21 protein-coding genes are annotated in these 22,953 nt (G+C 67.8%); 5 read left to right on the top strand and 16 right to left on the bottom strand.

All coding sequences use genetic code 11. The features are described 5' to 3' along the window. Positions 1–86: 86 nt before the first annotated feature. The 6 genes from OG394_RS33510 to OG394_RS33485 all read right to left on the bottom strand — a co-directional run bounded on the left by OG394_RS33510 (position 87) and on the right by OG394_RS33485 (position 4,251). Positions 87–686, bottom strand: coding sequence for a dihydrofolate reductase family protein (locus OG394_RS33510; RefSeq protein WP_328991184.1), 600 nt, complete (start codon positions 684–686; stop codon positions 87–89). Positions 687–906: 220 nt separating this feature from the next. Continuing rightward, on the bottom strand, positions 907–2,163 hold the full coding sequence (locus OG394_RS33505) for an RNA polymerase sigma factor (RefSeq protein ID WP_328991183.1): 1,257 nt from the start codon (positions 2,161–2,163) through the stop codon (positions 907–909). A gap of 114 nt (positions 2,164–2,277) precedes the next feature. Beyond that, positions 2,278–2,655: a YciI family protein gene (locus tag OG394_RS33500; protein WP_328991182.1), complete on the bottom strand. Its 378-nt coding sequence runs from the start codon at positions 2,653–2,655 to the stop codon at positions 2,278–2,280. Positions 2,656–2,746: 91 nt separating this feature from the next. Further along, positions 2,747–3,394: a LysE family translocator gene (locus OG394_RS33495; protein ID WP_328991181.1), complete on the bottom strand. Its 648-nt coding sequence runs from the start codon at positions 3,392–3,394 to the stop codon at positions 2,747–2,749. A 39-nt stretch (positions 3,395–3,433) separates the two neighbouring features. Then, positions 3,434–3,937 carry a hypothetical protein gene (locus OG394_RS33490; protein WP_328991180.1) on the bottom strand — a complete coding sequence of 168 codons (504 nt, stop codon included), beginning with the start codon at positions 3,935–3,937 and terminating at the stop codon, positions 3,434–3,436. Then, entirely contained in the window at positions 3,922–4,251 is a 330-nt protein-coding gene (locus tag OG394_RS33485) for an SDR family NAD(P)-dependent oxidoreductase (RefSeq protein ID WP_328991179.1), read from the bottom strand. The genes OG394_RS33490 and OG394_RS33485 overlap by 16 nt, the downstream gene beginning before the upstream one ends. A gap of 94 nt (positions 4,252–4,345) precedes the next feature. Between OG394_RS33485 and OG394_RS33480 the strand changes: the two genes are divergently transcribed. Next, on the top strand, positions 4,346–4,921 hold the full coding sequence (locus tag OG394_RS33480) for a TetR/AcrR family transcriptional regulator (protein WP_328991178.1): 576 nt from the start codon (positions 4,346–4,348) through the stop codon (positions 4,919–4,921). On the opposite strand, the gene OG394_RS33475 is transcribed toward OG394_RS33480, so the two are convergent. From OG394_RS33475 to OG394_RS33455, 5 genes are all read right to left on the bottom strand, one after another. Next, positions 4,922–6,580 (bottom strand): alpha/beta fold hydrolase, encoded by a 1,659-nt coding sequence (locus OG394_RS33475; RefSeq protein ID WP_328991177.1) that lies wholly within the window; start codon positions 6,578–6,580, stop codon positions 4,922–4,924. A 96-nt stretch (positions 6,581–6,676) separates the two neighbouring features. Further along, entirely contained in the window at positions 6,677–6,943 is a 267-nt protein-coding gene (locus tag OG394_RS33470; RefSeq protein WP_328991176.1) for a hypothetical protein, read from the bottom strand. Between the two features lie 81 nt (positions 6,944–7,024). After that, positions 7,025–7,699, bottom strand: a complete 675-nt coding sequence (locus tag OG394_RS33465; protein ID WP_328991175.1) for an SDR family NAD(P)-dependent oxidoreductase — start codon at positions 7,697–7,699, stop codon at positions 7,025–7,027. 9 nt (positions 7,700–7,708) lie between these two features. Beyond that, positions 7,709–8,608, bottom strand: coding sequence for a hypothetical protein (locus tag OG394_RS33460; protein ID WP_328991174.1), 900 nt, complete (start codon positions 8,606–8,608; stop codon positions 7,709–7,711). 384 nt (positions 8,609–8,992) lie between these two features. Then, positions 8,993–10,027: a GntR family transcriptional regulator gene (locus OG394_RS33455; RefSeq protein ID WP_328991173.1), complete on the bottom strand. Its 1,035-nt coding sequence runs from the start codon at positions 10,025–10,027 to the stop codon at positions 8,993–8,995. Positions 10,028–10,192: 165 nt separating this feature from the next. Between OG394_RS33455 and OG394_RS33450 the strand changes: the two genes are divergently transcribed. Beyond that, complete coding sequence (locus OG394_RS33450) at positions 10,193–11,386, top strand: FAD-dependent monooxygenase (protein WP_328991172.1); 1,194 nt, start codon at positions 10,193–10,195, stop codon at positions 11,384–11,386. On the opposite strand, the gene OG394_RS33445 is transcribed toward OG394_RS33450, so the two are convergent. Beyond that, the gene (locus tag OG394_RS33445; protein ID WP_328991171.1) at positions 11,359–11,973 is read right to left on the bottom strand and encodes a TIGR03086 family metal-binding protein; all 615 of its coding nucleotides are present in this window, start codon (positions 11,971–11,973) and stop codon (positions 11,359–11,361) included. The two genes, OG394_RS33450 and OG394_RS33445, sit on opposite strands and share 28 nt — an antisense overlap. Positions 11,974–12,190: 217 nt before the next feature. Between OG394_RS33445 and OG394_RS33440 the strand changes: the two genes are divergently transcribed. The 3 genes from OG394_RS33440 to OG394_RS33430 all read left to right on the top strand — a co-directional run bounded on the left by OG394_RS33440 (position 12,191) and on the right by OG394_RS33430 (position 17,942). Then, a complete protein-coding gene (locus OG394_RS33440) occupies positions 12,191–13,354 on the top strand; it encodes an ROK family transcriptional regulator (RefSeq protein WP_328991170.1) in 1,164 nt (387 codons plus the stop codon). 166 nt (positions 13,355–13,520) lie between these two features. After that, the gene (locus OG394_RS33435) at positions 13,521–16,988 is read left to right on the top strand and encodes a glycoside hydrolase domain-containing protein (RefSeq protein ID WP_328991169.1); all 3,468 of its coding nucleotides are present in this window, start codon (positions 13,521–13,523) and stop codon (positions 16,986–16,988) included. Between the two features lie 24 nt (positions 16,989–17,012). Beyond that, complete coding sequence (locus OG394_RS33430) at positions 17,013–17,942, top strand: hypothetical protein (protein ID WP_328991168.1); 930 nt, start codon at positions 17,013–17,015, stop codon at positions 17,940–17,942. A 275-nt stretch (positions 17,943–18,217) separates the two neighbouring features. Here OG394_RS33430 and OG394_RS33425 read toward each other — a convergent pair whose 3' ends face one another. The 4 genes from OG394_RS33425 to OG394_RS33410 all read right to left on the bottom strand — a co-directional run bounded on the left by OG394_RS33425 (position 18,218) and on the right by OG394_RS33410 (position 22,854). After that, the gene (locus OG394_RS33425) at positions 18,218–19,267 is read right to left on the bottom strand and encodes a YibE/F family protein (RefSeq protein ID WP_328996892.1); all 1,050 of its coding nucleotides are present in this window, start codon (positions 19,265–19,267) and stop codon (positions 18,218–18,220) included. A gap of 92 nt (positions 19,268–19,359) precedes the next feature. Further along, a complete protein-coding gene (locus OG394_RS33420; RefSeq protein ID WP_328991167.1) occupies positions 19,360–20,304 on the bottom strand; it encodes a TolB family protein in 945 nt (314 codons plus the stop codon). Further along, positions 20,301–21,542, bottom strand: a complete 1,242-nt coding sequence (locus tag OG394_RS33415) for an MFS transporter (protein WP_328991166.1) — start codon at positions 21,540–21,542, stop codon at positions 20,301–20,303. The genes OG394_RS33420 and OG394_RS33415 overlap by 4 nt, the downstream gene beginning before the upstream one ends. A gap of 4 nt (positions 21,543–21,546) precedes the next feature. After that, positions 21,547–22,854 (bottom strand): metallophosphoesterase family protein, encoded by a 1,308-nt coding sequence (locus OG394_RS33410; protein WP_328991165.1) that lies wholly within the window; start codon positions 22,852–22,854, stop codon positions 21,547–21,549. Positions 22,855–22,953: the final 99 nt, after the last annotated feature.

Genomic DNA, 22,953 nt, shown 5'->3' with positions numbered 1-22,953 from the left:
ACCCCTGCGTCGAACACCGCACCCGGTTTTCGACACCTCTAGGCCGTGAGAAGGAATCCGACTGCTAGAGAGACCCGGCGCTAGGGCTACTTCTTGACGCGGTAGCGCAGGTGGGTGACACCAGTGCCCTCGACGACCGCGATCGGGCCCTCGAACTGCACCGGCACAGCGCCGAGTTCCGCGAACAAGGGCTTCCCGCTTCCCAGCAGGACCGGCACCAGCTCCACGCCGACCTCGTCGAGCAGCCCGGCTTCCAGACACTGCTGGGCCATCTGCCCGCCGTTGACGCCGACGTTCTTGTCCCCGGCGATTTCCTTCGCCTTGGCCACCGCGGCCTCGATGCCGTCGGTGACGAAGACGAAGTTGTCGTCGTCCTCCGGACGGTCCTCGGGGCGCTGGTGGGTGAGCACGACTGTGGTGACGTCCATCGGGTGCCGGCCGCCCCAGGCCTTCGTCATGTCGTAGAGATACCGGCCGACCAGCAGCGCACCGGTGTTCTCCCACTCCGGCTTGATCAGCCCGGCGCTCGCCGCCGAGAGGCGGATCGCCGGTACGTCCGGGCTGGCGGACGGGATCTCCACGTCGCCGTTGCCGTACCACTGGAACAGCAGGTCGAAGCCACTTTCCTCCGGTCCGGCGATGAAGCCGTCCAGGGACATCGTGGCGCCGGTGGTGACCTTGCCCATCTCATTCCTCCTAGGTCTCGGTGGTTTCGCGGGTACGTCGGAGCTGAGGCGGATTCCTCGACAGGTTCGGGTGAACTTCCTTCACCCGGCGTGGTCACAAGGCCCCAACACCGCCAAGATTTTTCCGTTCATTCGTCGCAATCCGCCCGCTCAGCTCAGCGGACCAGCACAGGGCAGCCGACGGCAGAGGGCGGATTGCGACGAATGAACGGAAAAATCTTCAGCAGGCGGCGGCGCGGGATAGGAGGAGGGTGCGTTCGCGTTCGTTGCGGGTGAGGGAGGCGGCTCGTTCGAATTCGGCGCGGGCTTCGTCGAGGCGGCCGAGTTTGAAGAGGAAGTCGCCGCGCACGCTCGGCAGTAGGTGGTAGTCCTTGAGGGATGGCTCGTCCAGCAGACCGTCGACGACTTCCAGACCGTGGGCCGGGCTGAAGGCCATCGAGACCGCGACGGCCCGGTTCAGCTCGATCACCGGCGACGGCGAGACTTGCGCGAGTACGCCGTACAGGCCTGCGATGCGGGCCCAGTCGGTGTCCTCGGCGGTGGTGGCGCGGGCGTGGCAGGCGGCGATCGCGGCTTGCAGGAGGTACGGGCCGGGCGTTCCCTCCAGGCCCCAGGCGGTGTCTAGGGCGGCCAGACCTCGGCGGATGAGCAGGCGGTCCCAGCGGGAGCGGTCCTGCTCGAGCAACAGCACGGGCTCACCGTCGGGCCCGGTTCGCGCGGCCGAACGGGAGGCCTGGATCTCCATCAGCGCGGTCAGGCCGTGCACCTCCGGCTCGGCGGGCATCAGCCCGGCGAGGATGCGGCCGAGCCGGATCGCCTCGTCGCACAGTGCCGGGCGCATCCAGTCGTCGCCGGCGGTGGCGGAATAGCCCTCGTTGAAGACCAGGTAGATGACCTCGAGCACGGAGGCGAGGCGTTCGTTCAGCTCGGCGGTGGGCGGCAGCTCGAAGGGAACGTTCGCCTTGGCCAGGTTCTTCTTGGCGCGCACGATGCGCTGGGAGATCGTTGCCTCCGGCACCAGGAAGGCCCGGGCGATCTCGTCGGTCTTGAGGCCGCCGATCAGCCGCAACGTGAGCGCCGCGCGGGCCTCGGTCGACAGCACCGGGTGGCAGGCGGTGAAGACGAGCCGGAGCAGGTCGTCCTCGATGGTGTCGGCCAGGATCGACTCCACGTCGTCCTCGACACTCTCGCCGTCGATCTCGAGCTCATGGCCCATCTCGGCGAGTTTGCGCTGGTACGTCTCCTTGCGCCGGATCAGGTCGATCGCCCGGCGTTTCGCGATCGCCATCAGCCAGGCGCCCGGGTTCTTCGGCACCCCCGACTCGGGCCATTGCTCGAGCGCGGCGACCAGCGCGTCCTGCGCGAGCTCCTCGGCCAGGCCGACATCGCGGACCAGCCGCGCCACGCCGGCGATGATCCGGGCCGACTCGATTCGCCAGACCGCGTCGATCGCCCCGTGGGTATCCGTAACCGTCACCCGAACGATAGAACCGCACCGGCCGGGTCAGGGCAACCTCATTCGGCTGCCCAGACCCGGCCCGGATACCGGCGTGCTCCTTAGACCGGCAGCCTCTTTAGACCGGCAGCCTCTTTACAGGCCCGCGGCCTCGCCGGCGGCCTCGATGTCCTCGGCCTCGACGACCAGTCGCAGCTCGACCTCCTGGTCAAGGGCCTCGGCCAGCCGTGCTGCCCACTCGATCGCCTCGTCCTTGCTGCGGACGTCGATCACCATGATGCCGCCGATCAGCTCCTTGGTCTCGGCGAACGGACCGTCCGTGACCGTGCGCTTACCCCCGTCGACCTTGACCCGGGCGCCACGCGCGCTGCTGTGCACGCCCTCGGCGACCAGCAGCACACCCGCCTTGGCGAGGTCTTCGACCAGCGCACCAACGCCCTCGATGACCTCCTTGGTCGGCGGGACACCGGCCTCGGAGTCGGCGTCGGCCTTGTTGATGATCATGTAACGCATGGGTCTTCTCCTTCGGTTTTGCCCTAGCTTTCACCACTGCGTCGAAGGGATGGACCCTGGATCGACACTTCGGTCAGATTTTTCCCGAGCCTCAGCGTGAGGTGGCGGCGACTCGCAGGCCGAGGGTGATGAGGACCGTGCCGCTGATCGCGTTGAGGCGGCGCCGGATGGCCGGGCGGGTGAACCAGTTGCGGGCACGGCCGACGATCAGCGCGAGGGTGAGGTAGAAGGCCGTCTCGAGTACGACCTGGAGCGCCGCGAGGATGGCCGTGGTCGAGAGCAACGGCCGATCCGCCGGCACGAACTGCGGGTAGAACGCGAACATGAAAACGGCCGCCTTCGGGTTGGCTAGTTGCACCAGCACCCCTTCGCCGAACGGCCGCCACCAAGTACGCCGTACCTGCTCTGCGCTCTCGGCCGGAACGTCAACCGCCTCCGAACCCTTATCCCGCCAAGCCGCACGCCAAGCCTGAACGCCGAGGTAGACGAGAACCACGGCACCAACGACCCGGAGCACGAGGTACGCCGTTTGGGACGCCGCGACCAGGGCGGCCAGACCGGCACCGGCCATCAACGCCCAGAGATAGAGCCCGAACTCCAGCCCCAGCACGGTCGGCACGGCGGCACGAAATCCCTGCAAGGCGGCTCGGCGGAAGATCAGGGCCATCGCCGGCCCGGGCGAGGCCGAGATGAGCAGGACGGCCAGGAGGAACGCGGGCAGCGAGGCGACAACATCCATACCGCAGGCTGACACGAGTCGCGCCCGTCCACCACCTTTTTAGCGGAGCAGGTCCTTGGTCAACGCAGACAGCCGGCGCGCGTTGTCCGGGTCGAAACTGGACAGCGTCGGGTCGACCGGCTTGTCGCGATCCCATGGGATGAAGCGACGGTCGGGCTGGTCGTCCATCACCGCGATGATGCGCTTCGCGTTCTCCTCGGGGGTCTTCGCGAACAACCTCGCCAGCAAGTTCAACCCGGCCCGCAGCGGCTGCGGCATCCGGTTGGTACCGCTGTTCGTATAACCCGGATGGTCGAGCATGAACCGGGTCTTGCCGTCGGGATGCGCCTGCAGATACGCCACACCGAGCAGATCGTTCGCCCGGCCGCCCTGCAGGATCGCCTTCATCGGGCTGTACTTCCGCGTCAGCTGCGGGTCATCCCAATTCACCCCGCCTTTGGTGAAACCGGTCGCGCCCAGACTCACGATGATCGGCTCGTCGGCACGTTCCAGCAGGTCGGTCAGACCATGGCTGAGCAGATACCGGCTCAGGTAGTAGAGCACGAACGTCCCTCGAACCCGTCGACGGTTTCGACCCGTTTGAGGAACGGCGTCATCGCGGTCAGCACCAACGCGTCGAGCGAGTCGTGCCGCGCCCGCACTTCTTCGACCACCCGGCGGTTCTCGGCCACGGACAGCAGATCCGCCTGGATGAACGCCGCCCCGTCTTTGACGAACTGCTCGCCATCTTTGACGAACTGCTCTCCGCGCGCCGGCGTACTGCCGATCACGGTGACGCGAGCGCCCTCGCGCAGATAGTGCAGCGCGATCGCGCGCCCCAGCCCGGTGGTTCCCCCGGCGACCACTACGTCCTTCATACGCTCTCCCTCAACTAAGTCATCGATCGATGACTTAGCCACCGTACGACCAGGTCCGCGGCGATGTCAACGATCGATGACTTAAGCTGGAGCCATGGCAGAGACGCACAAGCGCGATCGCGAGGCCACCCGGGCGAGGCTGCTGGAGTGCGCGCGGATCCGGTTCGCCCGCGAGGGGTACGACGGCGCCAGCGTGCGAGAGGTCGCCGGTGACGCCGGCGTGGATCCGGCCCTGCTCTTCCGGTATTTCGGCTCCAAGTCCAAGCTATTCGCCGAGGCGATGAACCCACCCGGGGCCGCGGCCGAACTGCCGGCCGGGCCGATCGAGGAGCTGCCGGCCAAGCTGCTCGAACAACTGGTCTTCTCCGAGTGGGAGGAGTACGCCGGGGAGCATCCGCTGATCGCGCTGTTGCGATCGGCCGGGCATGACGACATGCGGGACCGGGTTCGCGACCAGGTCTGCGGGCAATACCTCGACGTGTTGCAAGAGCTTGCCCAGGGCAACAACCCGGCCTTGCGGACCGAGTTGTTCGCGGCCTGGCTGCTCGGCATCGGCGTACTTCGCACCGCGGTCGGCACGCCCGCCTTGCAGAAGGCAACAAGCGAGGACCTCGCCCCCCACCTTGCGGCAGTTGGCGAGGCCCTCTTCGGCAGACCTATTCCTGTTTGATCAGCGGAAGCGGCCGAGTTTGCCGGCCTTGATGATCTTCGCCACCCGCTGGTCGATCGGCCCGGTATCGGTCAGCGTTCTGCCGGACCGCGCGCCGTCGACCGGCACGTCCGGACGCGGAGCGCCGGGGCAGACCGTTCGCGATCCCGGCAGGATGCCCTTGATCAGGTAGTCGTCGATCTTCTTGGTCGCGCAGGCGTTGCCGCCGTAGATGCCGTGACTGCCCTCGTCCTTGATCGAGATGAGGTTGTTGTTCAGCTTGGCGGCCATCGCCGGCCCACCGTCGTACTGCGTGGCCGGGTCGAACTCCGCCTGCACCACCAGGCCGGTCGGATAACCCGCACGCTTGAGGTCGACCAGCTTCTCCGGCGGCGTAAACGACCGGAATGTGCAGTTCGTCGGAGCCGCCGCCATCGCGCCCGGACCGTACGGGTACTTCTTCCGGAAGATCCGCATCCGCGCCTCGTACACCTTGAGATCCTTCGGCCAGTCGGCCTCGCAGGTGACGGCCGGGAAGACCCCGTTGTACGTCTCCTTGATGACCCCGTAGAGCGCCCGGAAGGCCTTGCCCTCGGACGTCGTGAGCGCGTTCTTCGTGGTCTGGCTCGCGTCCCGAACCGCGCCGATCAGCAGGGCCAACTCGTGCCACATCGGCCGCGAGGGACTGGCGCCACCGAGGATCATGTCGAACAGCGAACCGTCGATGTCCGGATAGCCGGGAGGCGCGTCCGGCCACGGCACCGGCTTCTTCGCGAGGCGTGCGCGTACGGCGTCCAGGGTTGCCCGTACCTCGGCAGCGGTCTTGCCGAAGTGATACCGGCTGTCGCGTTGCGCGAGCCACCCGGCCCACGCGTCGACGTTCTCCCGGGCTGCGACGGCCTGCTGCTTGCTCGCCTCGTAGTAGAACCAGTCCGGGTGCATCGACGAGTCGAGCACGCTGCGGTTGAGCTTGGACGGGAAGAGGCTGCCGTACGCCGCGCCCAGGTAGGTGCCGTACGAGAAGCCGAGGTAGTTGATCTTCTTCTCGCCGATCGCCGCGCGGATGACGTCCATGTCGCGGGCGGTGTTGGCTGTGCTGATGAACTTCCGCAGCCCGCCGCCGGCCTGTTCGCAGGCCCGTTCCTGGGCGAGGGCGTCCGCCGCGAACCGGCCGAACTGGTCATCGGTCGGCCGGGTCTCGACGAGCGGCGGGCTCGACGGCTCCTCGCAGCTCAGCTCGGTGGACCGGCCCACCCCGCGTGGGTCGAACCCGATCAGGTCGAACGGCTTGGCGATGGCGTCATTGCGGAAGAAGCTCGGCATCAGCAGGCCGTTGCCGCCCGGACCACCCGGATTCAGCAGCAGCACGCCTTGGCGACGCGCGGGGTCGCTCGCCTTCAACCGGCTGATGGCGATGGTGAGATTGCCGGCGCCGGGATTGCGATAGTCCATCGGTACGACGACGTCGGCGCACTCGAGGTCTTTCCAGATCATCTTCCAGACGTCTTCCGGCATCCCCTCCGGTGGCTCGCCTGGATCGCAAATAGCCCAGACCGCTTTCTGCTGGTAATACGACATTTTGGCCGTTGGTACCGCCGCTGCCGCCGGCGACCCGACCAACAGCAGGCCGGTCAGCGCGGCGATGGCACGGCTGGCCTTGAGCCTCACTCGTGACCTCAAAACACTCTCCGTTCCTCATCCGGTACAGAACGTCAGCGACGCTAGTGAGGTGGAGATAAAGGTCCGATTAACGCGCGATAGGTTCCCGATGAGGTCTCAGCGGAAGTCGACCTCGCCCTGCGGAAGGCGGGACGGCTCGAGCGGACGGAGCAGCGAGGCCGCGAACCACGCCTCGACCGACTGCGTCTGCCGGTGGTTCGGCACGTAGACGACGCGCGCCATCCACTCGCCACCGTTCGCCCGGCGCCATTCGAGGATCAGGCCGGGCCACGGTCCGCGCTCATACGCCGTACCGAGCACCCAGCAGTGCCGGCGCTTGGCGTCGGGCGAAGGGTCCCTCGGATAGCGCCTGTTCGTGCCCACGGATCCAGCATCGCACACACGTTCGATTGGAGCGCAAGTCCGCTACGGACCGTCCGGACGATCTCGCGCTCCGGCACAAGATCAGACCGGGACTTGGGCGCCCGAGACGGTGTCGTTTTCGCAGAGGAAACGGATGACCGAGGCGATCTTGGCGGGCTGGGTCCAGGTGTTGGGATCGGCGTTCGGCATCGCCTTGCGGTTGGTGGGCGTGTCGATGACGCTCGGCACGATCGCGTTGACGCGAATACCGTCCGCGGCGTACTCGTTGGCGAGGTTGTCGACCAGCGAGAGCACTGCCGCCTTCGAGACGCCGTAACCACTCGCGCCCCGCAACGGCTTCAGCGCCGTACGGCTGGAAGTGCAGACGATCGCCCCGCCGCCCGCCTCGATCAGGTGCGGCAATGCCGCTTGGGTGATCAGGTACGTCGCGCGCAGGTTGGTCCGCAACTGCTGGTCGAACTCCTCGATCGGCGTCTCGTGCAACCGCCCACCCATCGCGAAGCCGCCGACCAGGTTCACCACGGCCCGCAACGGCGCCTCCGTATCGGCAACTGCCACCTCGGCAACGCGCGCGGCGTCCGCGGGATCGGCCAGATCGGCAACGACCGGGTGCAACGTGTCACCCGAACCCAACGCGGCCAAGGTCGTCTCACTCCGCCCCGGTACGACGACCCGCCAGCCCGCCGCCAGGAACTCCGCCGTTACTGCCGATCCGAGCACACCGGTGCCCCCGGCAACAATCACGCTCCGCGTCATACGTGCACCCTACGACTCGGCTGGTAACGCCAAGGTTCGTCCCGCATCGCGGGCGGATTCGATACTGCGAGCGAGGGTGTCGTGGAGGCGCGTGACCTCGTCGGAGAGGCCTTGCACGGTGCCGGTATCGCCGGCCGGTTCGGTCCGGGCGAGCAGTTCGATGTAGCGGTCGCCATCCTCCAGCGCCGCCTCGGCACGCAGGGCGGCGTCGGCGACGCGAACGCGCTCGGCGTACCGCTCCAGCACCTCGACCTTGCGCTGGATCGCCGTCTCGGAGCGGATCAGCGCGCGCCGCTGCGGACCGAGCACGGCGTCGAGCTCGGCCGTGGCCATCCCGCCGGCGACCTCACGCTGCCGGGCGCGAAGGACCGTCTGCTCGCGCAGCACCTGGCCGATATCCCACAGCTGTTCGGGCAGAACCAGCTCGTTCTGCATGTCGTCCAGCAGGCCACGCGTGGTCACCTCGGCACCGAGCACGATCTTGACCGCGCGTTGCGCCCTGACCAGCAAGCGCGCCGCCGGGTCGTCGAAGTCAGCCGCCAGCAGGTACTTGCCGTGGTACGACCGGGCCTTCTTCCGATCGCGCGGCTCGATCGCCGAACCAACGCCGATCACCGCCGTCGCGGACACGCCGATCGCGGCAAGACCGACCGCAAGCCAGGCGGCCAAGTCCGGCGGGAACAACACCGCGAACAGGATCAGCCCCAGGATCCACACACCCACGCAAACCGTGATCCAGACCAGCAACGTGCCGAGCGTGGCCATCGGCTCCGACCACGCCGTCCGGCGAACCGGGCGCGGATGACTCGCGGCCACCAATAGCTCGGGCTTCCGGCCGAACAGGCGGCGAACTGCGACCGGCACGTCGGGGGCGAAGACTGGTTCCGGTTCGGGACGCTGCGCTGTCATGGATTGTCCGGCGTGGAAACGTCGTCCTTCGGGGCGGGGTGAAAACGCCGATTCCTATTTTTAGGGTTTGTCGGGGGCGTCAGGTACGGTTTGTGGTGCTGGTCTGCGATAACCAAGCGACCAGCATCAGCAACACGGTTAGACCTTGTAGTGACTGCGGCCGGGCGGGCCGTGGCAGCGCGGTGAGCCTTCTTGCGCAGTTGGGCACGGCAATGATCCGCGAACCTCATCTCACTACCTCCGGGTGGTGGGTTGGAATCCCCTGCCTTCGGCGGGTGGAGGACGTCAAGGGCCTCTTTTCCTTGGATGATGCTCAGCTGGTTCAGCCTAGTGTGCCGTGTCTGAGGTTGTTCGACGGTTGGCGCTCCCAACCGTTGAGGAACCTTAGACACGGGACACTAGCGGGCTCGCGCGTTCGAGGCGCGTTTGCAGACCATCAAGGACGAGTCCCAATCCGAACTCGAAAAGCTGGTCCAGGTCGAAGTCGAACTCGAATCCGCCGGCCATGCCCAGCGCCCGGAATCCGGCCAGGTCGTCCAGCACCATCAACTCGGCCATGCGCTGGTACTGCGAATCGGCCCACTCGTCGGCGCTGAGCCCGCTGTCCTGCTCGGCCTGCGCCTCGGTCTCCAGACTGGCGGCAATCCCCCGCACATAACCGAAGATCGTGATCGAGGCGTACATCGCGTTGGTCGCGTCCAGCCCCGAACCGGCCACCCCGCGCAGCACCACATCCGTATGCGTCAACAGGTTGCGCAGCACCTGCGGCCGCCCGAGCGTGACCGCGCCCGGCAACCACGGATAACGCCGGTATGCCGCCCACTGCTGCCGCGCGGCCACCTCGATCGCCGGCCGCCAGCTCTCCACCTCCGTCTTCGATTTCGCCTTCGTCTTCGTCTTCGTCTTCGCTTTGGACCGGCGCGCGGGGACACCGGCGTTCAGGCGGACGGCTGCCGGGATCGGGAAATCACCGAAGGCCGTGTCGACCATGCGCAGGACGAGCGACTCCTTCCCGCCGACGTAGCGATAGAGCGCCATCGTCGAGACGCCCAGCTCGGTCGCGACCCGGCGCATCGACAACGCGGACAGACCGTCCGCATCGGCGATCGCCATCGCGGCGCGCACCACCTGCTCCTGGTTCAGCCCCACGCCGTCGAGTTGCCCTTCCGCCTTCCGGCGATGCACCTCGCGTCCCAGCGCTTTCGGCTCAGGGCCGACCACTGTGCCGACACCTGGCCGGGCATGCACCAACCCCTGTTGTCGTAGCGCGGTCAACGCCTTGGTCGCCGTGGCCATCGCGACGCCGAACTCCGCCGTCAGCGCGCGGGTCGACGGCACCCGGTCGCCCGTTCGCAGCTCACCGGCCTCGATCCGCCGCTGGATCTCCGCGGCGATCCGCAGGTAGGGCGCGTCATCCATGATTCCTCCCGCACTAGTGCATTGACGACGACCGTACCACCGAATTCGTGCCGCAAAAGCCCCACTGTACTAGGGCATTTCACCAATGGCTGGACTTCTCGGCGCCGATTCGTACTGTGTACACATCAGGTATACAGCGTACGTGCACTACCCCGAGGAGAAACCATGAACGTCCTGATCTCCGGCGCTGGTATCGCCGGTCCCGCCCTGGCCTACTGGCTGCACCGGTGCGGCATCCGGTCCACCATCGTCGAGCTGGCCGCCGAACCGCGGCCCGGCGGCCAGACCATCGACATCCGCGGCATCGCCAAGGACGTGGTGGAGCGGATGGGCCTGCTGCCCGCCATCCGCGAGCGGCAGCTGCACGAACGCGGGTTCGCCTACGTCGATGCCGACGGCCGCCGCCAGGCCGAGATGAACGTCGAGTCGCTCGGCGACGCGGGACCGGTCGCCGAGATCGAACTGCTGCGCGGCGATCTGGCCGAGATCCTGCTGGAGGCCACCCGCGACGACGTGGAATACCTGTACGGCGACAGCATCACCGGGCTGACCGAGACGGCCGACGGCGTGCTGGTCACGTTCAAGCACGCGCCAGCCCGGACGTTCGACCTGGTCGTCGGCGCCGACGGCGTGCACTCGCGGGTTCGCGCGCTGGCCTTCGGGCCGGAGTCCTCGTTCGTCACTCCGCTCGGCGGTTACATGGGCTACTTCACCATCCCGGCGCCGGTCGACCTCGATGGCTGGATGACGGTGCACAGCGCGCCTGGTGGTCTCTGGGTCGCGCTCCGGCCGGACCACGACCCGCTGCAGGCGCGAGCGTTACTCGGCTTCCGTTCCACCTCATTGACGTACGACCGTCGCCAGGATCAGCGACAGCTCCTGGCGGAGACGTTCAAGGACGTCGGCTGGGTGACACCGCAAATCCTGGCCGCCCTCCCGGAGGCCGACGACCTCTACTTCGACTCGGTCGGCCAGGTCGCCGTGCCGCAGTGGTCGCGCGGCCGCGTGGTGCTGCTGGGCGATGCGGGCTACTGCGGCTCCCCCTTGGCAGGACACGGTACGGCGCTCGCGCTGGTCGGCGCCTACGTCCTCGCGGGTGAGCTGGCCGCGCACGACGACCACGTCGACGCCTTCGCGGCGTACCAGCGTGAGCTCGCGCCGTACGTCAAGCAGCGCACCGCCCTGCCGCCCGGCGGGTTGAAGGCGGCGATGCCGATGAGCCGAACCGGTATCCGCCTGCGCAACACGATGACGCGGCTGCTGATGGCCTGGCCGTTCCGCGCGGCGATGGCCAAGGAGATGGCCAAACCGGACGCCATCACCTTGAAGGACTACCCGGCGTCGCGCGCGATCCGTTGAATCGCCGGAGAGGTCCAGGACGGGGTACGGCCGGTGAGGGTGAGCAGGGTGTCGAGGTCGGACGCGGCGTCGGGGGCCGGCACGACCTGGTCGAAGGCGGCGCCCGGTCCGCGGGTCTCGGCGGCGGTCGGCACTAGGCGAGCGACCTTGAGGGCGACGGCGACCAGCTCGGCCGGCGGGTCGTACGGCGCATCGATCGCGCGCGCGACATCCCAGCCGTGCACCACGTTGTCGAGCAGGTGGAAGCTCACCGCCACCCGCCGCGGAAACGTGCCGAACTCGCGCACCGCCATCGGCTCGTCGAGCGCGTCGCCGTCCACGAAGGCCGCCGCGAAGCGCTCACTGGAACGCCGGTACGCGCCGACGTGGTCATCCTCGAGCCGTCCACCGGTCCACACCTGCACAGGCGCCGAGCCGTCCCGCGCCGCGGCGGCGAATCCCTCGTTCTCGCTGACGAGATGCCGAAGCAGACCGCGAAGAGTCCAGTCCGGGCACGGCGTCGGCAGCCACAGCTGGTCGGCCCGCACCTGGGCGACAACTTCCCCGAGTACCACGCCGGCCTGCTGATCGAGCTCGCGAATATCCATGCCGAGCAGCATAGGGAGGTCTGTTACCTCTTGCCGTCGAGTTCCGTCAGGGAGGCGACGACCGAAGTGCCGAGGTCGTCGACCGACATTGAAGTGGAGAACGGATCGACGGCCGGATCGCCGGCATCGCGGCCGTGACCAATCCGGCCCGGCTCGCGTTGATGGACCTGCCGATGTAGCGATACTGAGGACAGGGATGGCCAGGTGAGGGGGAACGATGGGTAGCGGCGCGGATCTCAATCAGTTGCGGCGGATCAACGAGCTTGCCGTGCTCAATAGCGTGCGGCAGGCGGGCGAGTTGCGGCTGGCCGAGGTCGTCGAGCGGACCGGATTGGCGCGCGCCTCGGTGGGCGAGGTGGTTCGCGAACTGGTCGGCCGCGGCTGGCTCGCCGAGCATCCGCCAGTGGTGAGCGGACGCGGCCGCCCCGCCCATCGGTACACCTTTCGTGCCGACGCGGGCAAGGTGCTCGGGCTGGACATCGGCGCGCACAGCGTTCGCGCGATGATCGCCGACCTCGACGGCCACGTGCTCGGATCGACCCGGCGGCCGACCACGCCGGAGCTGTCCCGGCGGCGTCGCCTCACCGTGGTCGACAAGGCGATTCGGCAATGCCTGCAGGAAACTGGCACGACCCCGGCCGACGTCTGGGGCGCGGTGGCCGGCAGCACCGGCACCGTCGACGAGGACGGCCGCGTCGTACTGTCCGACGCCATCGCGGACTGGGCCGGCGTCGACCTGGTGGCATTCCTGCGCGAGCGGTTACCCCGAGGCGTCCTCGCCGGGCAGAACGACAGCCGCCTCTGCGGCTTGGCCGAGCACCGCCGCGGCGCTGGACGAGGGGCCGAGGATCTCGTGGTGTTGCAGGCCGGGCGCCGTACCGGGCTCGGGTTGATCATCGGCGGCCGCCCGCATCGGGGGTTCGCCGCGATGGCCGGTGATCTCAGCCTGTTGCCCGCACTCCGCTGGGAGGACGCGATCGGCCACCTCCAGCACAGTGGCGCGGTGCCCGCGTCGGGCGCGACGGACGACCCGGTCGCCGACACGCTGTACGCCGCGGCCGAAGGCGTGCGGCAAGGCGTCGACGCGGTCCAGCGCTACGTGCACGACATGGCGGCGGCCGCCGGCACGGTCTGCGCGATCATCGATCCCGAAGTGCTGGTGCTGAGCGGATCCCTGGCCGAGCACGGCGAGTTGCTCGCGCCACTGCTCGCCACCGAGCTCGAGCGGTACATTCGGCAGCCCCCGGAGGTTCGGGTCTCGCCGCTCGCGGGCGACTCCCCCGCGCTCGGCGCCGTCACCCTCGCCGCCGAGAACGTCGAGACCGCACTCCTGGCTAGCGGCTCCGGCCCACTCGGACGACTGGAGTGTCCGGCGGTCTAGACCTTGTGATTAAAGGGATTCCACCCTGATCGAAGGGTGTTGACGTTGTGGCTCCTCAGCGAATATTGATGGAGCTCAACATAATTCCGCCGGAGGCCGCCCAATGTCCACAGCGCCGAATCCACCAGGGTCCAACGTACCGAGTCGCCGCCAGGTGATGGCCTGGATGGCTGCCACCGCGACCGTGCCCGCTTTCATCGGCGAGGCCCACGCGACCAATACCAGTGGTGCCGGCAGCACGCGAGCGGCCGTCGCCCCGGTGACTGTCTGGCTGCCCTCGCCGAACCTGAAGGTCAAACGCGACTCGGCCTTTCCCGGCACCCCTGGCACCCGGATCAGCCTCAAGGCGGCGCGCAACGAGGAGGAATCGGGCCAGCTCATCCTGCGCACCACCTCGGGCACCGCCGACGTACGACTGACCACGTCTGATCTCGCCGGTCCGGCAGGCACCATCCCGGCGGCTCAGGTCGAGCTGTTCCGGCAGCACTACTCGGAGATCAAACCTGGGCAGAGCTCATACGGCTCCGGCTTCTTTCCCGACGCACTCGTGCCTTTGTTGCCCTCGACAACAATCCAGGCCGTCGCCGATCGCAACACGGGAGTCTGGATCACCGTCCGGATTCCCAAGGGCCAGCCCGCCGGCCTCTACTCGGGCACCATCACGATCTCCGGCGGCACCACCGTCGTGACGGTTCCGCTAGACCTCGAGGTGTGGAACTTCGAGCTGCCCGACGAGCCGAGTACCGACACCGCCGCGGCCATCTGGTACCAGCAGGTCTCGTGGGCGCACGACGCCCAGTGGGGAACAACCCGGTACGACGATCTCCTGAAGAAGTACTACGAGTTCCAGCTGCGGCATCGTCTCGCCTCGGACGACTTCCCCGTGCGCGCCCAGCACGGCCCTGGACCGTACAAGCCTGGGCCGGGCCCCGAGCCCGAACCCGACGTCTGGCTGTCCCACGCCGAGACGTACCTGCGCGATCCACGGCTGCGAAAGTTCCGCATCCCGCTGTACACCTCGGGCGGCAACGACTCCGGGTTCACCGTTGACACGGGCCGGCTGCGCGCGGTGGTCGACGGTCTGCGTTCGCTGGGCGGCGGCCTGATCGACCGGGGCTACTTCTACTACGCGGACGAGCCGATGAACGACACGGCCTACGAGAACGTGCGCAAGCTGTTCACGACGGTCGATACGGTCGCGCCCGATATCCCGCATGTGCTGACGCTGACCGATCCGCCTCCGCAGAAGCTGCTCGACTTCGTCCGCGCCTGGTGCTTCGTCATCACCGCGCCCAAACCGGAACTGCCCGGCATCGTCGAGGCCCTCAAGGCTCGCGGCGACCTGGTCTGGTGGTACGCCGCTTACGGACACCAGTGGCCGCTGCCGGGTGTCTTCACCGCCGACAGCGCGGTCGGCCATCGGCTGTTGCCGTGGATCCAGCACCACCTGGGCATCGAGGGATTCCTCTACTGGTCGACGACCGTCTTCGGCAAGTACGACTTCAAGCCCGACGGCCATTACCAGTGGTCCGACCGCTGGACCGAGCCGAACGCGCTGAACGAATATCCGGGCGACGGCTATCTGATGTACCCGGGCAAGCAGGTCGGCATCGACGGTCCGGTCGGTACGGTCCGGCTGCAGGCGCTACGCGATGGCATGGAGGATCTCGAGTACCTCGCCTTGTACGAGCGACGTGCCACCGAGCTCCTCGCCCAATGGGGTGCGACCGGCCGGTTCGACGTGAAGTCGGCCTTGCGGTCGGCGCACGACGTACTCCATGGCGGGTTGCACTATCAGGACGACTCGGTGTCGTTCCACCGGATCCGGGCGCAAGTCGGAGCCGAGGTGGCGCAGCTGTTCGGAGCCACGCCTGCGCTGATCAGCGCTGGCAAACCGACGGCGCACAACGTTCCCGTGACTGTGATCGTTGCCAAGGGCACCAGTGTGTCCGTTGCTCTTGGCAAGATCTCGTCGGTCACCAGCACCGCCGGCGCGGACGTCCACCAAATCACCGCGGATCTCTTGCAGGGCAGGCGGGATCTCGCGATCTCCATCGCCGGGAAGGAGCTCGTCCGGACGATCGAGGTGGGCCGCGCGGCGACTCCGCACGAGATCATCGTCAACAGTTTCGAGACCGACGTCGAGGTGCGGAAGGCGCGCGCGTCGTACGTCACGGCGACGCGATCAACCGAGCATGTGGTGAGTGGCAAGTCCTCGGCGAAGCTGGTGTTTCAGGCGAATACGCCGGTCGATCCGGGGGTCTACTTCTATACCGGCGCGGCCGAGGCGCCGCAGGAGTCGATCGGGCGCAACAACTGGTCCACGTTCGACGCGGTCGCGTTCGACGTCTTCAACGACTCGGATGACCTCATCCTGATGCACTGCGACTTCCACGACCCGGTGCACCTCGACGCCGGGAACCCCGTCTACCTTTCACCGCGCAAGCAGCAACGGGTCGTCGTACCGATCGCCGGCCTGGTGAACGACTTGACGAAGATCACGTCTATCCACCTACGCGTCCAACGCCGAGCCGTTCCACTCACGCTCTATCTGGACAATCTGCGCTTCCTGCGAAGCCGGACGGGCCTGCCGAGTCCCGGCACGTGGGCCCGCCAGGACGCCGCGGGCAAACCGCTCGTGCACGTCGTACGCACGGACGGCAATCTGGCGATCGGCCGGCAGACCGGGTCCGACCCGGCCGCTTGGCAGCTCGTCGCGGGACCGGTGGCGGGCAGTCCGACCGTGAGCGCGATCGACCCGGCCGGGCGGCTCAACCTGGTCAGTCTGCGCGATGGCGTGATCCAGTGGACGCGCGACGAGGGCTCCTGGGTACGACGTACAGTCACGCCTCTCTTGACCGGTGACACCGCCGTGGGCGTTCCGGCCGTCGCCCTCGATGACGCCGGGCGGTTGAACTTCTTCGTCCGGACGAGTGGTGGACGCCTCTACCGCGGCTGGCAGGACCGTCCCGCGACCGACGGTTGGTCCGGCGGGTACGTCGGCTCGGTCCACATCACGGGTGATCCCGTCACGATCCAGGACCCGTCGGGCAAGTTGACGTGGTTCGCCCAGACCACAAACGGCGACATCCTGCACGGCTGGCAGGCGACGCCGGGAAGCGAGACCTGGTACTCCGATCGCCTGTTCGAGAACGGCACCGGCGCGCCTGCCACGACCGCGGGCCGAATCGCTGTGGCACAAGGGATCTCGGGCCGTCTGACCTTCCACGCGCGGCACAACTCGGGCGGCATCATCCACGGCTGGCAGAGCACGCCGGGCGAAGGACCGTGGCGGTGGGCGCTGCTTCCGCGGGAGACGGCCGAGGGTACGGCGACCATCGCGGGCGATCCGTCCGCACACCTCGACGCGGCCGGCAAACTCACGTACTTCGCACGCACCACCGACGGCCGGGTCTTCCACAGTTGGCAGCGCGTGCCGGAGGGTGGGCCTTGGGACACCACGCTCATTCCGGTCGAAGTGGCGGGCGATGGCGCCGTCACGCAGGACACCGACGGGCGCCTGCACTTCTTCGCCCGTACGGCGGCCGGCACGCTGCGGCATTGCTGGCAGGACGCCCCGGCCATCGGCCCTTGGCACAGCAACGAACTCGGCGCGGAGGTCATCACGCATTAGGCTGTTGGGCCGGAGGTGCGTGCCATGCCTGTCGAGACCGAGCGACTGGACGAAGCACTGGCCACCGGACCGTTCAGCCTGGCGCTTCGGCTTGCGGTCCGGTCCAGCGGCCTCACGTTGGACCGGCTGCAGGTCCGGCTGCGGGAGTACGGCGTTCCCGTCAGTAAGACCGCGCTGAGTTATTGGCAGCACGGCCGGACCCAGCCCGAGCGGCCGGAATCGCTGCGCGCACTGGCGATCATCGAGAGCCTGGCCGGGGTCGAACCCGGCGCCCTCTCCGCCCTGCTCGGACCGCCCCGCCCCCGCGGCCGCTGGCTCAGCCACAAACCCGGCGTCCTCCGGCCCGACCAGGCCTGGGCCCGTCCGGATGGTCTGGCGCGCGCCTTGCAACGCATGGGCTCCACCCCGGAGGTGATGCACAACCTCACGTCGATCGGGATGCACCTGCAGCTAACCGTCGGGGCCGATCGCCGGATCGACAGCATCACCTACCACTTGGTCGCCCGAGCCGAACGGGACCAGGTCGATCGCAAAGTCTTTGCCTTCCGCACCGATCCCGCCGGGGCCGAACCGCTGCGCATCACCGGCACGAGGGGATGCCGCCCCGGCCGCCAGCGCGACGACGAGGCGACCGGGTTCACGACCTTCGAGTTGTTGCTGGACCAGCCGCTCCGGCTCGGCGAATTGACCGTCCTGCAGTACACGCTGCAACCCAGGCCGGGTCTCGCCGACACCGTCCACACCCAGCGCGTACAGCGTTCCGTGCGCGACTTCTCGATCCAGCTAGCCTTCCCCGCCGGAGTGCTGCCGGCCCGCGTCTACCGCACCTACAGCACAACCGTCAGCGACGACCGAACCACCAGCGAACTCACCCTAGGCGCCAGCCACACCGCCCAATTCGCCGAACTAGACCCCACCAGCGGCATCTACAGCATCGCCTGGGACTGGACCTAACCCCCGCCCGTCCCCAGCCCTCCGGCCCTCCGGCGTGTCGTATACCGATCATCGGGCCCTTGTGACGCGGCGTGTCGGGGTTCATCGGCCCCTTCTGACCACGCGTGGGAGACCGGGCCCTTCCCTTCTTTGCATTCATTCGTCGGAATCCGCCCTCAGCCACCGCGTTCCAGTACAGGTCAGCGGACGGGAGAGGGCGGATTCCGACGAATGAATGCAAAGAGCTAGGCGTGCGCCTTTGGCCACGAGGGACCGATGAACCACGACACGCCGGGTCACAAGGGACCGATGACGGGGTTTGGGGATGGCGTGGGGTGGGTTAGGGCGGCTAGGAGGGTGGTTAGGGGCATGGCGGCGGTTATGCCTAGGCTGCCGACTAGGGCTCGGACGATCTCGACTGCTACTTGTTCGGTGGAGAGGGCGTAGAGCTGGGGCATGCCGCTGATGGCGAAGAGCATCAGCATGGGGAGGGCGGCGCCGGCGTAGGCGAGTACGAGGGTGTTGACGACTGACGCGACGTGGGCTCGGCCTACTCGCAGGCCGGCGCCGAAGAGGTCGGCTCGGCTGGCGTTCGGGTCGGCGGCGGCGAGTTCCCAGACGACGGCGGTTTGGGTGACGGTGACGTCGTCGAGTACGCCGAGGGTGCCGATCACCACGCCTGCGATGAGGAGGCCCTGGACGTCGAGGCCGGGGACGTACGACGCGACTTCGGAGGCGCCGTCCGCGCTCAGGCCGGTGATGCGGGTGAGGCGTAGGAAGGCCTCGGCGAGCAAGGCGGTGAGCAGCAAGGCGCCGATGGTGCCGAGCAGCGCGACCGACGTACGGGCGTTGAATCCGTGCGTGAGGTAGAGCGCCAGCACCATGATCGCCGTACCACCGACGACCGCGACGAGCACGGGATTGGCGCCGCCGAGGATGGCGGGCAGGACGAATTGCGTGAGCACTAACGCGGTCACGGCCAGTGCGACGAGTGCGGCCACCCCGCGCCATCGCGAGAGCAGCACCACGGCGAACGCGAAGACCAGCGCGAGAGCCAGGAGCGGACGGCTTCGGTCCTGGTCTACGTAGAGGTAGCGGTCTGCCGGTTCGGCGTTCTCGGCCACGGACAAGAGGATTCGCTGGCCGGTACGCACGGGCGGCACCAGCGGGTGTTTGACCACGCGCGCAGTCACAATCGCGCCGTCGGTCAAACGGACTGTCGCGCGATCGCATTCGTCCGGCGCTTGCGGGCAAGGGATGACGGCGGTGACCTGACCGCGCGCCTTCGCGGCCTGCAGCGCGTCGACCTTCACGTCGCCGTGCGGCCGAAGTACGACCAGGAGCACCGCCGTCAACAGCAGCAACGGAACAACAACGCATACCAGCAACCGACGGGCCCTGGGCGAAAGCGGTGCCGACGACCGGCCGTGGTCGTGGGTCACCCGGCGGCCGGGGACGAGCCGGTCACGATCCGCCGGGGCACACCCGATCCATCAGCCGGTACGGCGAACACGCCCGGCCGGTCGCCGTCATTCTTGCTATAGGCAACGGTCTGATCGTCGAGCCAGACCGGTTGATCGTCCACATGAGCCGTCTCCGCCAACGCCCAATCGGCGCCAGACGGAAGCTGCAACACATGCAACCGCCACGTCTTCCCTGTCCGGAACTTGTAGGCCAACCGCGACCCATCCGGCGAGATCGAAGGACACTCCACGTTCTGCCGCATAGCAACCAGCCGACGCGTGACCAGGTCTCCACGCATCAACCAGGTCCGCCCCTTCGACGCCATCGTCGCGTAGAACGTCCGGTCATCGGCCGCGAAGGTGATCCCCCAGAAGTTCCGATCGACGGCCTTGTACGCCGTCCCGTCCACCAACGCGGTGAAGTCCTCCAGCGAGCCGTAATGCGTACCAAGACGCAGGTCGAAAATCCCCGCAGTCGTCGCAAACGCCCCCGGCACGAGATAGGTGTCACCAGTACGAAATACCGTCCAGGCCACCAACCGACCCGACGCGGAAACCCTTACCCTGCTGGGATTCCCCCACAACTCCAACGTACGACGTGAGGTAGATCCGGCCTCGGTGATGTCGAGTTCCGACGCCATCGGTACGGCCGTCGCACGCAAACACGCCAACGTATCGCCACCCGCGTAGACCCGATGGCACGTCGGACCGGCGCCGAAGGCCTCGCCACCACCCGCAGGCGCTTGCCGAACCCGCCCCGACCCGGGTTCGACGTACAGCATGGTGCCGGCACGACCCAGCTCCAACGCACCCGCAGGCACCGCTTCACCAGCGGCAAGCCGCCAACCGAGATAACCGGTGCCCGAGGCAACGACCAACCCGATCAACGCCAGCCCCGACAAAACCCTGCGCCTGCTCACGCCAAACCCCGCGGCGCCATCAACCGAACGCCCGCCACGATCGCAAGCGCCAACCCGATCCCGAAGACCGCAAACGTCGGACCAGGATCGGCCAGCGCAGCCACCGCGCCGAACCCCACGGCCCCAACTGCACGCGCGACAGCCTGCGCCGTCTGAACCACCGCAAGCCCCGTACCACGCAAGTGGTCAGGGATGAACGGCGCCGCGTACGCCATCAGCACGCCATCGCTCGCGGCATAGAACAACCCATGCAGCAGAAGTACGACGCCCGCCACGATCCGCCCCTCGGTGCCCGAAGCAACCAATACGTATGCCCCGAGTAACAACCCGTGACCGCCAAGGAACAACCGCCACCGCCCGATCCGATCGGCCAGTCGCCCGAAGGGAATCGCCGCCAGCATGAAGGTCAACGCCGTCCCCAAAGGCAGGAGTGGCAGCACCGCCGGCGGCAGATCGGCCGTCCGCTGCACCGAGACGTACAAGAACATGTCCCCAACCGTGACGAGTCCGAGCAGACCTGCCGCGAGCACGAGTCGGCGAAGACCCGGAGCCGTGATGACCGACAGACCAGCGCGCAGGCTGACGGCTTTGCGGGCGATCGCGCGATGCGGTTGGGCGACGAAGAAGACCAGGATCAGTACGCCGATCGCGGCCAGGCAGAAGCTCGTACTGAATACCACGTCGTACCCACCAGGGATCGCCGCGATCAGCCCGAACGCCAGCAACGGGCCAAGCAAGGCGCCCGCGGTGTCGAGAGCGCGATGTACGCCGAACGCGCGGCCGAGTTCCGGCGCCGGGGTCGATTGCGTGATCAACGCATCGCGCGGCGCCGTACGAATGCCCTTGCCGGCCCGGTCGACGGCCACGACCGCGCTCAGCCCGCCGAGCGATCCACCGACCGCGGGCAGGCCGAGCTTGGTCAAGGCCGACAGGCTGTAGCCGACTATCGCGACAGCCTTCGGACGGGCGAGACGGTCGGCGAGATGACCGCCCGCGAGCCGGAGCAATGCCGTCGCGCCGGTGTAGAGGGCGTCGAGCGCGCCGAGTTGCAGGTAGCCGAGGCTCAACCCGTACATCAGGTACAGCGGCAGCACCGCCGTGACCATCTCGGCCGAGGCGTCGGTGACGAGGCTGACCAGGCCGAGGGCGACGACCGTACCCGACACCCTCGCCCTGGCTGTGCCGCCAGGGCGAGGTGCGGTGGTCGAGTCGGCCGCCCGCGCGGTGGACAGGTACATCGCGTCAGGCGTTGTGGCAGGTGCCGGTCACCGTGTCGGTGAAGGTCCGGCCGGCCACGGGCACGAAGTCGGCGGTGTAGCCGGTCGCGGTGAGCGTGAGCTTGCCGACGCCGAAGGTGCTGTACTCCTTCTTCTCGATCGTCGCCACGGTCGAACCACCCGAGCCGTACAGCGACTTGCCGCCGGTGCCGATGAGCAGCTGCCGGACGCCGTTCACGGTGTCCTTGGTGCCATCGGGACGGGAAGGCGCGAACCGGATGTAGTTGTGGTCATGCCCGTTGATGATCAGGTCGGCCTTGTAGTCGTACAGCGCCTGGAAGAACGGCCTGATCGACGTGTTATCGCTGTAGTTGCCGGCGGAGAAGCGGGGGTGATGCCAGTACGCCGCGACGCAGGGCTTGGTGTTCGCCGCGAGATCCGCGCGCAGCCACTGCTCCTGGGTGCTGCCGGTGCTCTTGGAGATGTTGGAGTTCAGCGCGATGAAGTGCCAGTCGCCGATGTCCACGCTGTAGTAGCCCTTGCCACGAGCGCCCGCACGACCGGTCGCCTGGCCCACGCCGTTGAAGTAGTCGAAGTATCCGGAGGCGCCAGACGTTTGGTACTCGTGGTTGCCCGCGCTTGGGTACGTCTTGCTTTTGAAGGCGCCCCACTGCGGGTGGTACTTGTTGTTGTATTCCGACAACGTCCCGCTGTCGTAGGCGTTGTCGCCCGCCGTGATGACGGCCGCCGGGTTGATGTTGGTCACCACCGGGCGCGTCTGGTTGCACGCCGAGCCGCAGATGTCGCCCGCGGCCGCGACGACGACCGTTGCCTCCGGCAATGGCATCGCGCCGTCCTGGTAGGCGTCAACGACGTACTGGCTGCTCTGGTTGGCAAAGCTCGGCGTCACCGTCACACAGCGGCCCGGGAATGCCTTTGTGTAGAAGGCCTCACCACGCCAGTTGGTTGCCGTTAGCACCGTTTTACCGCCGGCCGCACCGACGACCGTGACACGGTCGCTGCCGGCCAGGTCGAGCTTGGCGAACCGGACGCGCAACCAGCGGGCGTCCTGCTGGGCGCACAGGCGCTGCACTCCGGCGGCGGACTTCGCGGCCGCGGCGAACGTACCCGCGCGGGCGCCCTTCTCGCTGAGCTGCAACCGCTGCCCCGGCACGGGCACGCCTTCGGTCGAGCTGACCGCGATGGGCTTGTCCTGCTGGGGCTGTTCCTCCTTCGACGCGGTCGCGACGGAGGTGGCAGCGCCGGCCAGCACGGCACCGACGGTCACCCCGATCAGGATCGAACGACGGGACGGCAACTTCAGTTCACTCATGATCGACCTCGGGCGGTAGGGATCAAGTTCCGGTGAACAGCAAAGTAGTCACCTGAGCACGCAGCGCAATGGCCCATTCGGGCTGCGCGGCTGTTCAGT

The organism is Kribbella sp. NBC_01245, assembly GCF_036226525.1.
Taxonomy (GTDB): domain Bacteria; phylum Actinomycetota; class Actinomycetes; order Propionibacteriales; family Kribbellaceae; genus Kribbella.
This window is presented reverse-complemented; position numbering and strand designations above follow the sequence as displayed.

What these genes read in the sequence shown, in the direction of transcription:
- OG394_RS33510 (WP_328991184.1), bottom strand. Translation starts at nt 686, where the DNA reads ATGGGCAAGGTCACCACCGGCGCCACGATGTCCCTGGACGGCTTCATC.
- OG394_RS33500 (WP_328991182.1), bottom strand. Translation starts at nt 2,655, where the DNA reads ATGCGTTACATGATCATCAACAAGGCCGACGCCGACTCCGAGGCCGGT.
- OG394_RS33495 (WP_328991181.1), bottom strand. Translation starts at nt 3,394, where the DNA reads ATGGATGTTGTCGCCTCGCTGCCCGCGTTCCTCCTGGCCGTCCTGCTC.
- OG394_RS33485 (WP_328991179.1), bottom strand. Translation starts at nt 4,251, where the DNA reads ATGAAGGACGTAGTGGTCGCCGGGGGAACCACCGGGCTGGGGCGCGCG.
- OG394_RS33480 (WP_328991178.1), top strand. Translation starts at nt 4,346, where the DNA reads ATGGCAGAGACGCACAAGCGCGATCGCGAGGCCACCCGGGCGAGGCTG.
- OG394_RS33465 (WP_328991175.1), bottom strand. Translation starts at nt 7,699, where the DNA reads ATGACGCGGAGCGTGATTGTTGCCGGGGGCACCGGTGTGCTCGGATCG.
- OG394_RS33460 (WP_328991174.1), bottom strand. Translation starts at nt 8,608, where the DNA reads ATGACAGCGCAGCGTCCCGAACCGGAACCAGTCTTCGCCCCCGACGTG.
- OG394_RS33455 (WP_328991173.1), bottom strand. Translation starts at nt 10,027, where the DNA reads ATGGATGACGCGCCCTACCTGCGGATCGCCGCGGAGATCCAGCGGCGG.
- OG394_RS33450 (WP_328991172.1), top strand. Translation starts at nt 10,193, where the DNA reads ATGAACGTCCTGATCTCCGGCGCTGGTATCGCCGGTCCCGCCCTGGCC.
- OG394_RS33445 (WP_328991171.1), bottom strand. Translation starts at nt 11,973, where the DNA reads ATGGATATTCGCGAGCTCGATCAGCAGGCCGGCGTGGTACTCGGGGAA.
- OG394_RS33440 (WP_328991170.1), top strand. Translation starts at nt 12,191, where the DNA reads ATGGGTAGCGGCGCGGATCTCAATCAGTTGCGGCGGATCAACGAGCTT.
- OG394_RS33435 (WP_328991169.1), top strand. Translation starts at nt 13,521, where the DNA reads ATGGCTGCCACCGCGACCGTGCCCGCTTTCATCGGCGAGGCCCACGCG.
- OG394_RS33430 (WP_328991168.1), top strand. Translation starts at nt 17,013, where the DNA reads ATGCCTGTCGAGACCGAGCGACTGGACGAAGCACTGGCCACCGGACCG.
- OG394_RS33415 (WP_328991166.1), bottom strand. Translation starts at nt 21,542, where the DNA reads ATGTACCTGTCCACCGCGCGGGCGGCCGACTCGACCACCGCACCTCGC.
- OG394_RS33410 (WP_328991165.1), bottom strand. Translation starts at nt 22,854, where the DNA reads ATGAGTGAACTGAAGTTGCCGTCCCGTCGTTCGATCCTGATCGGGGTG.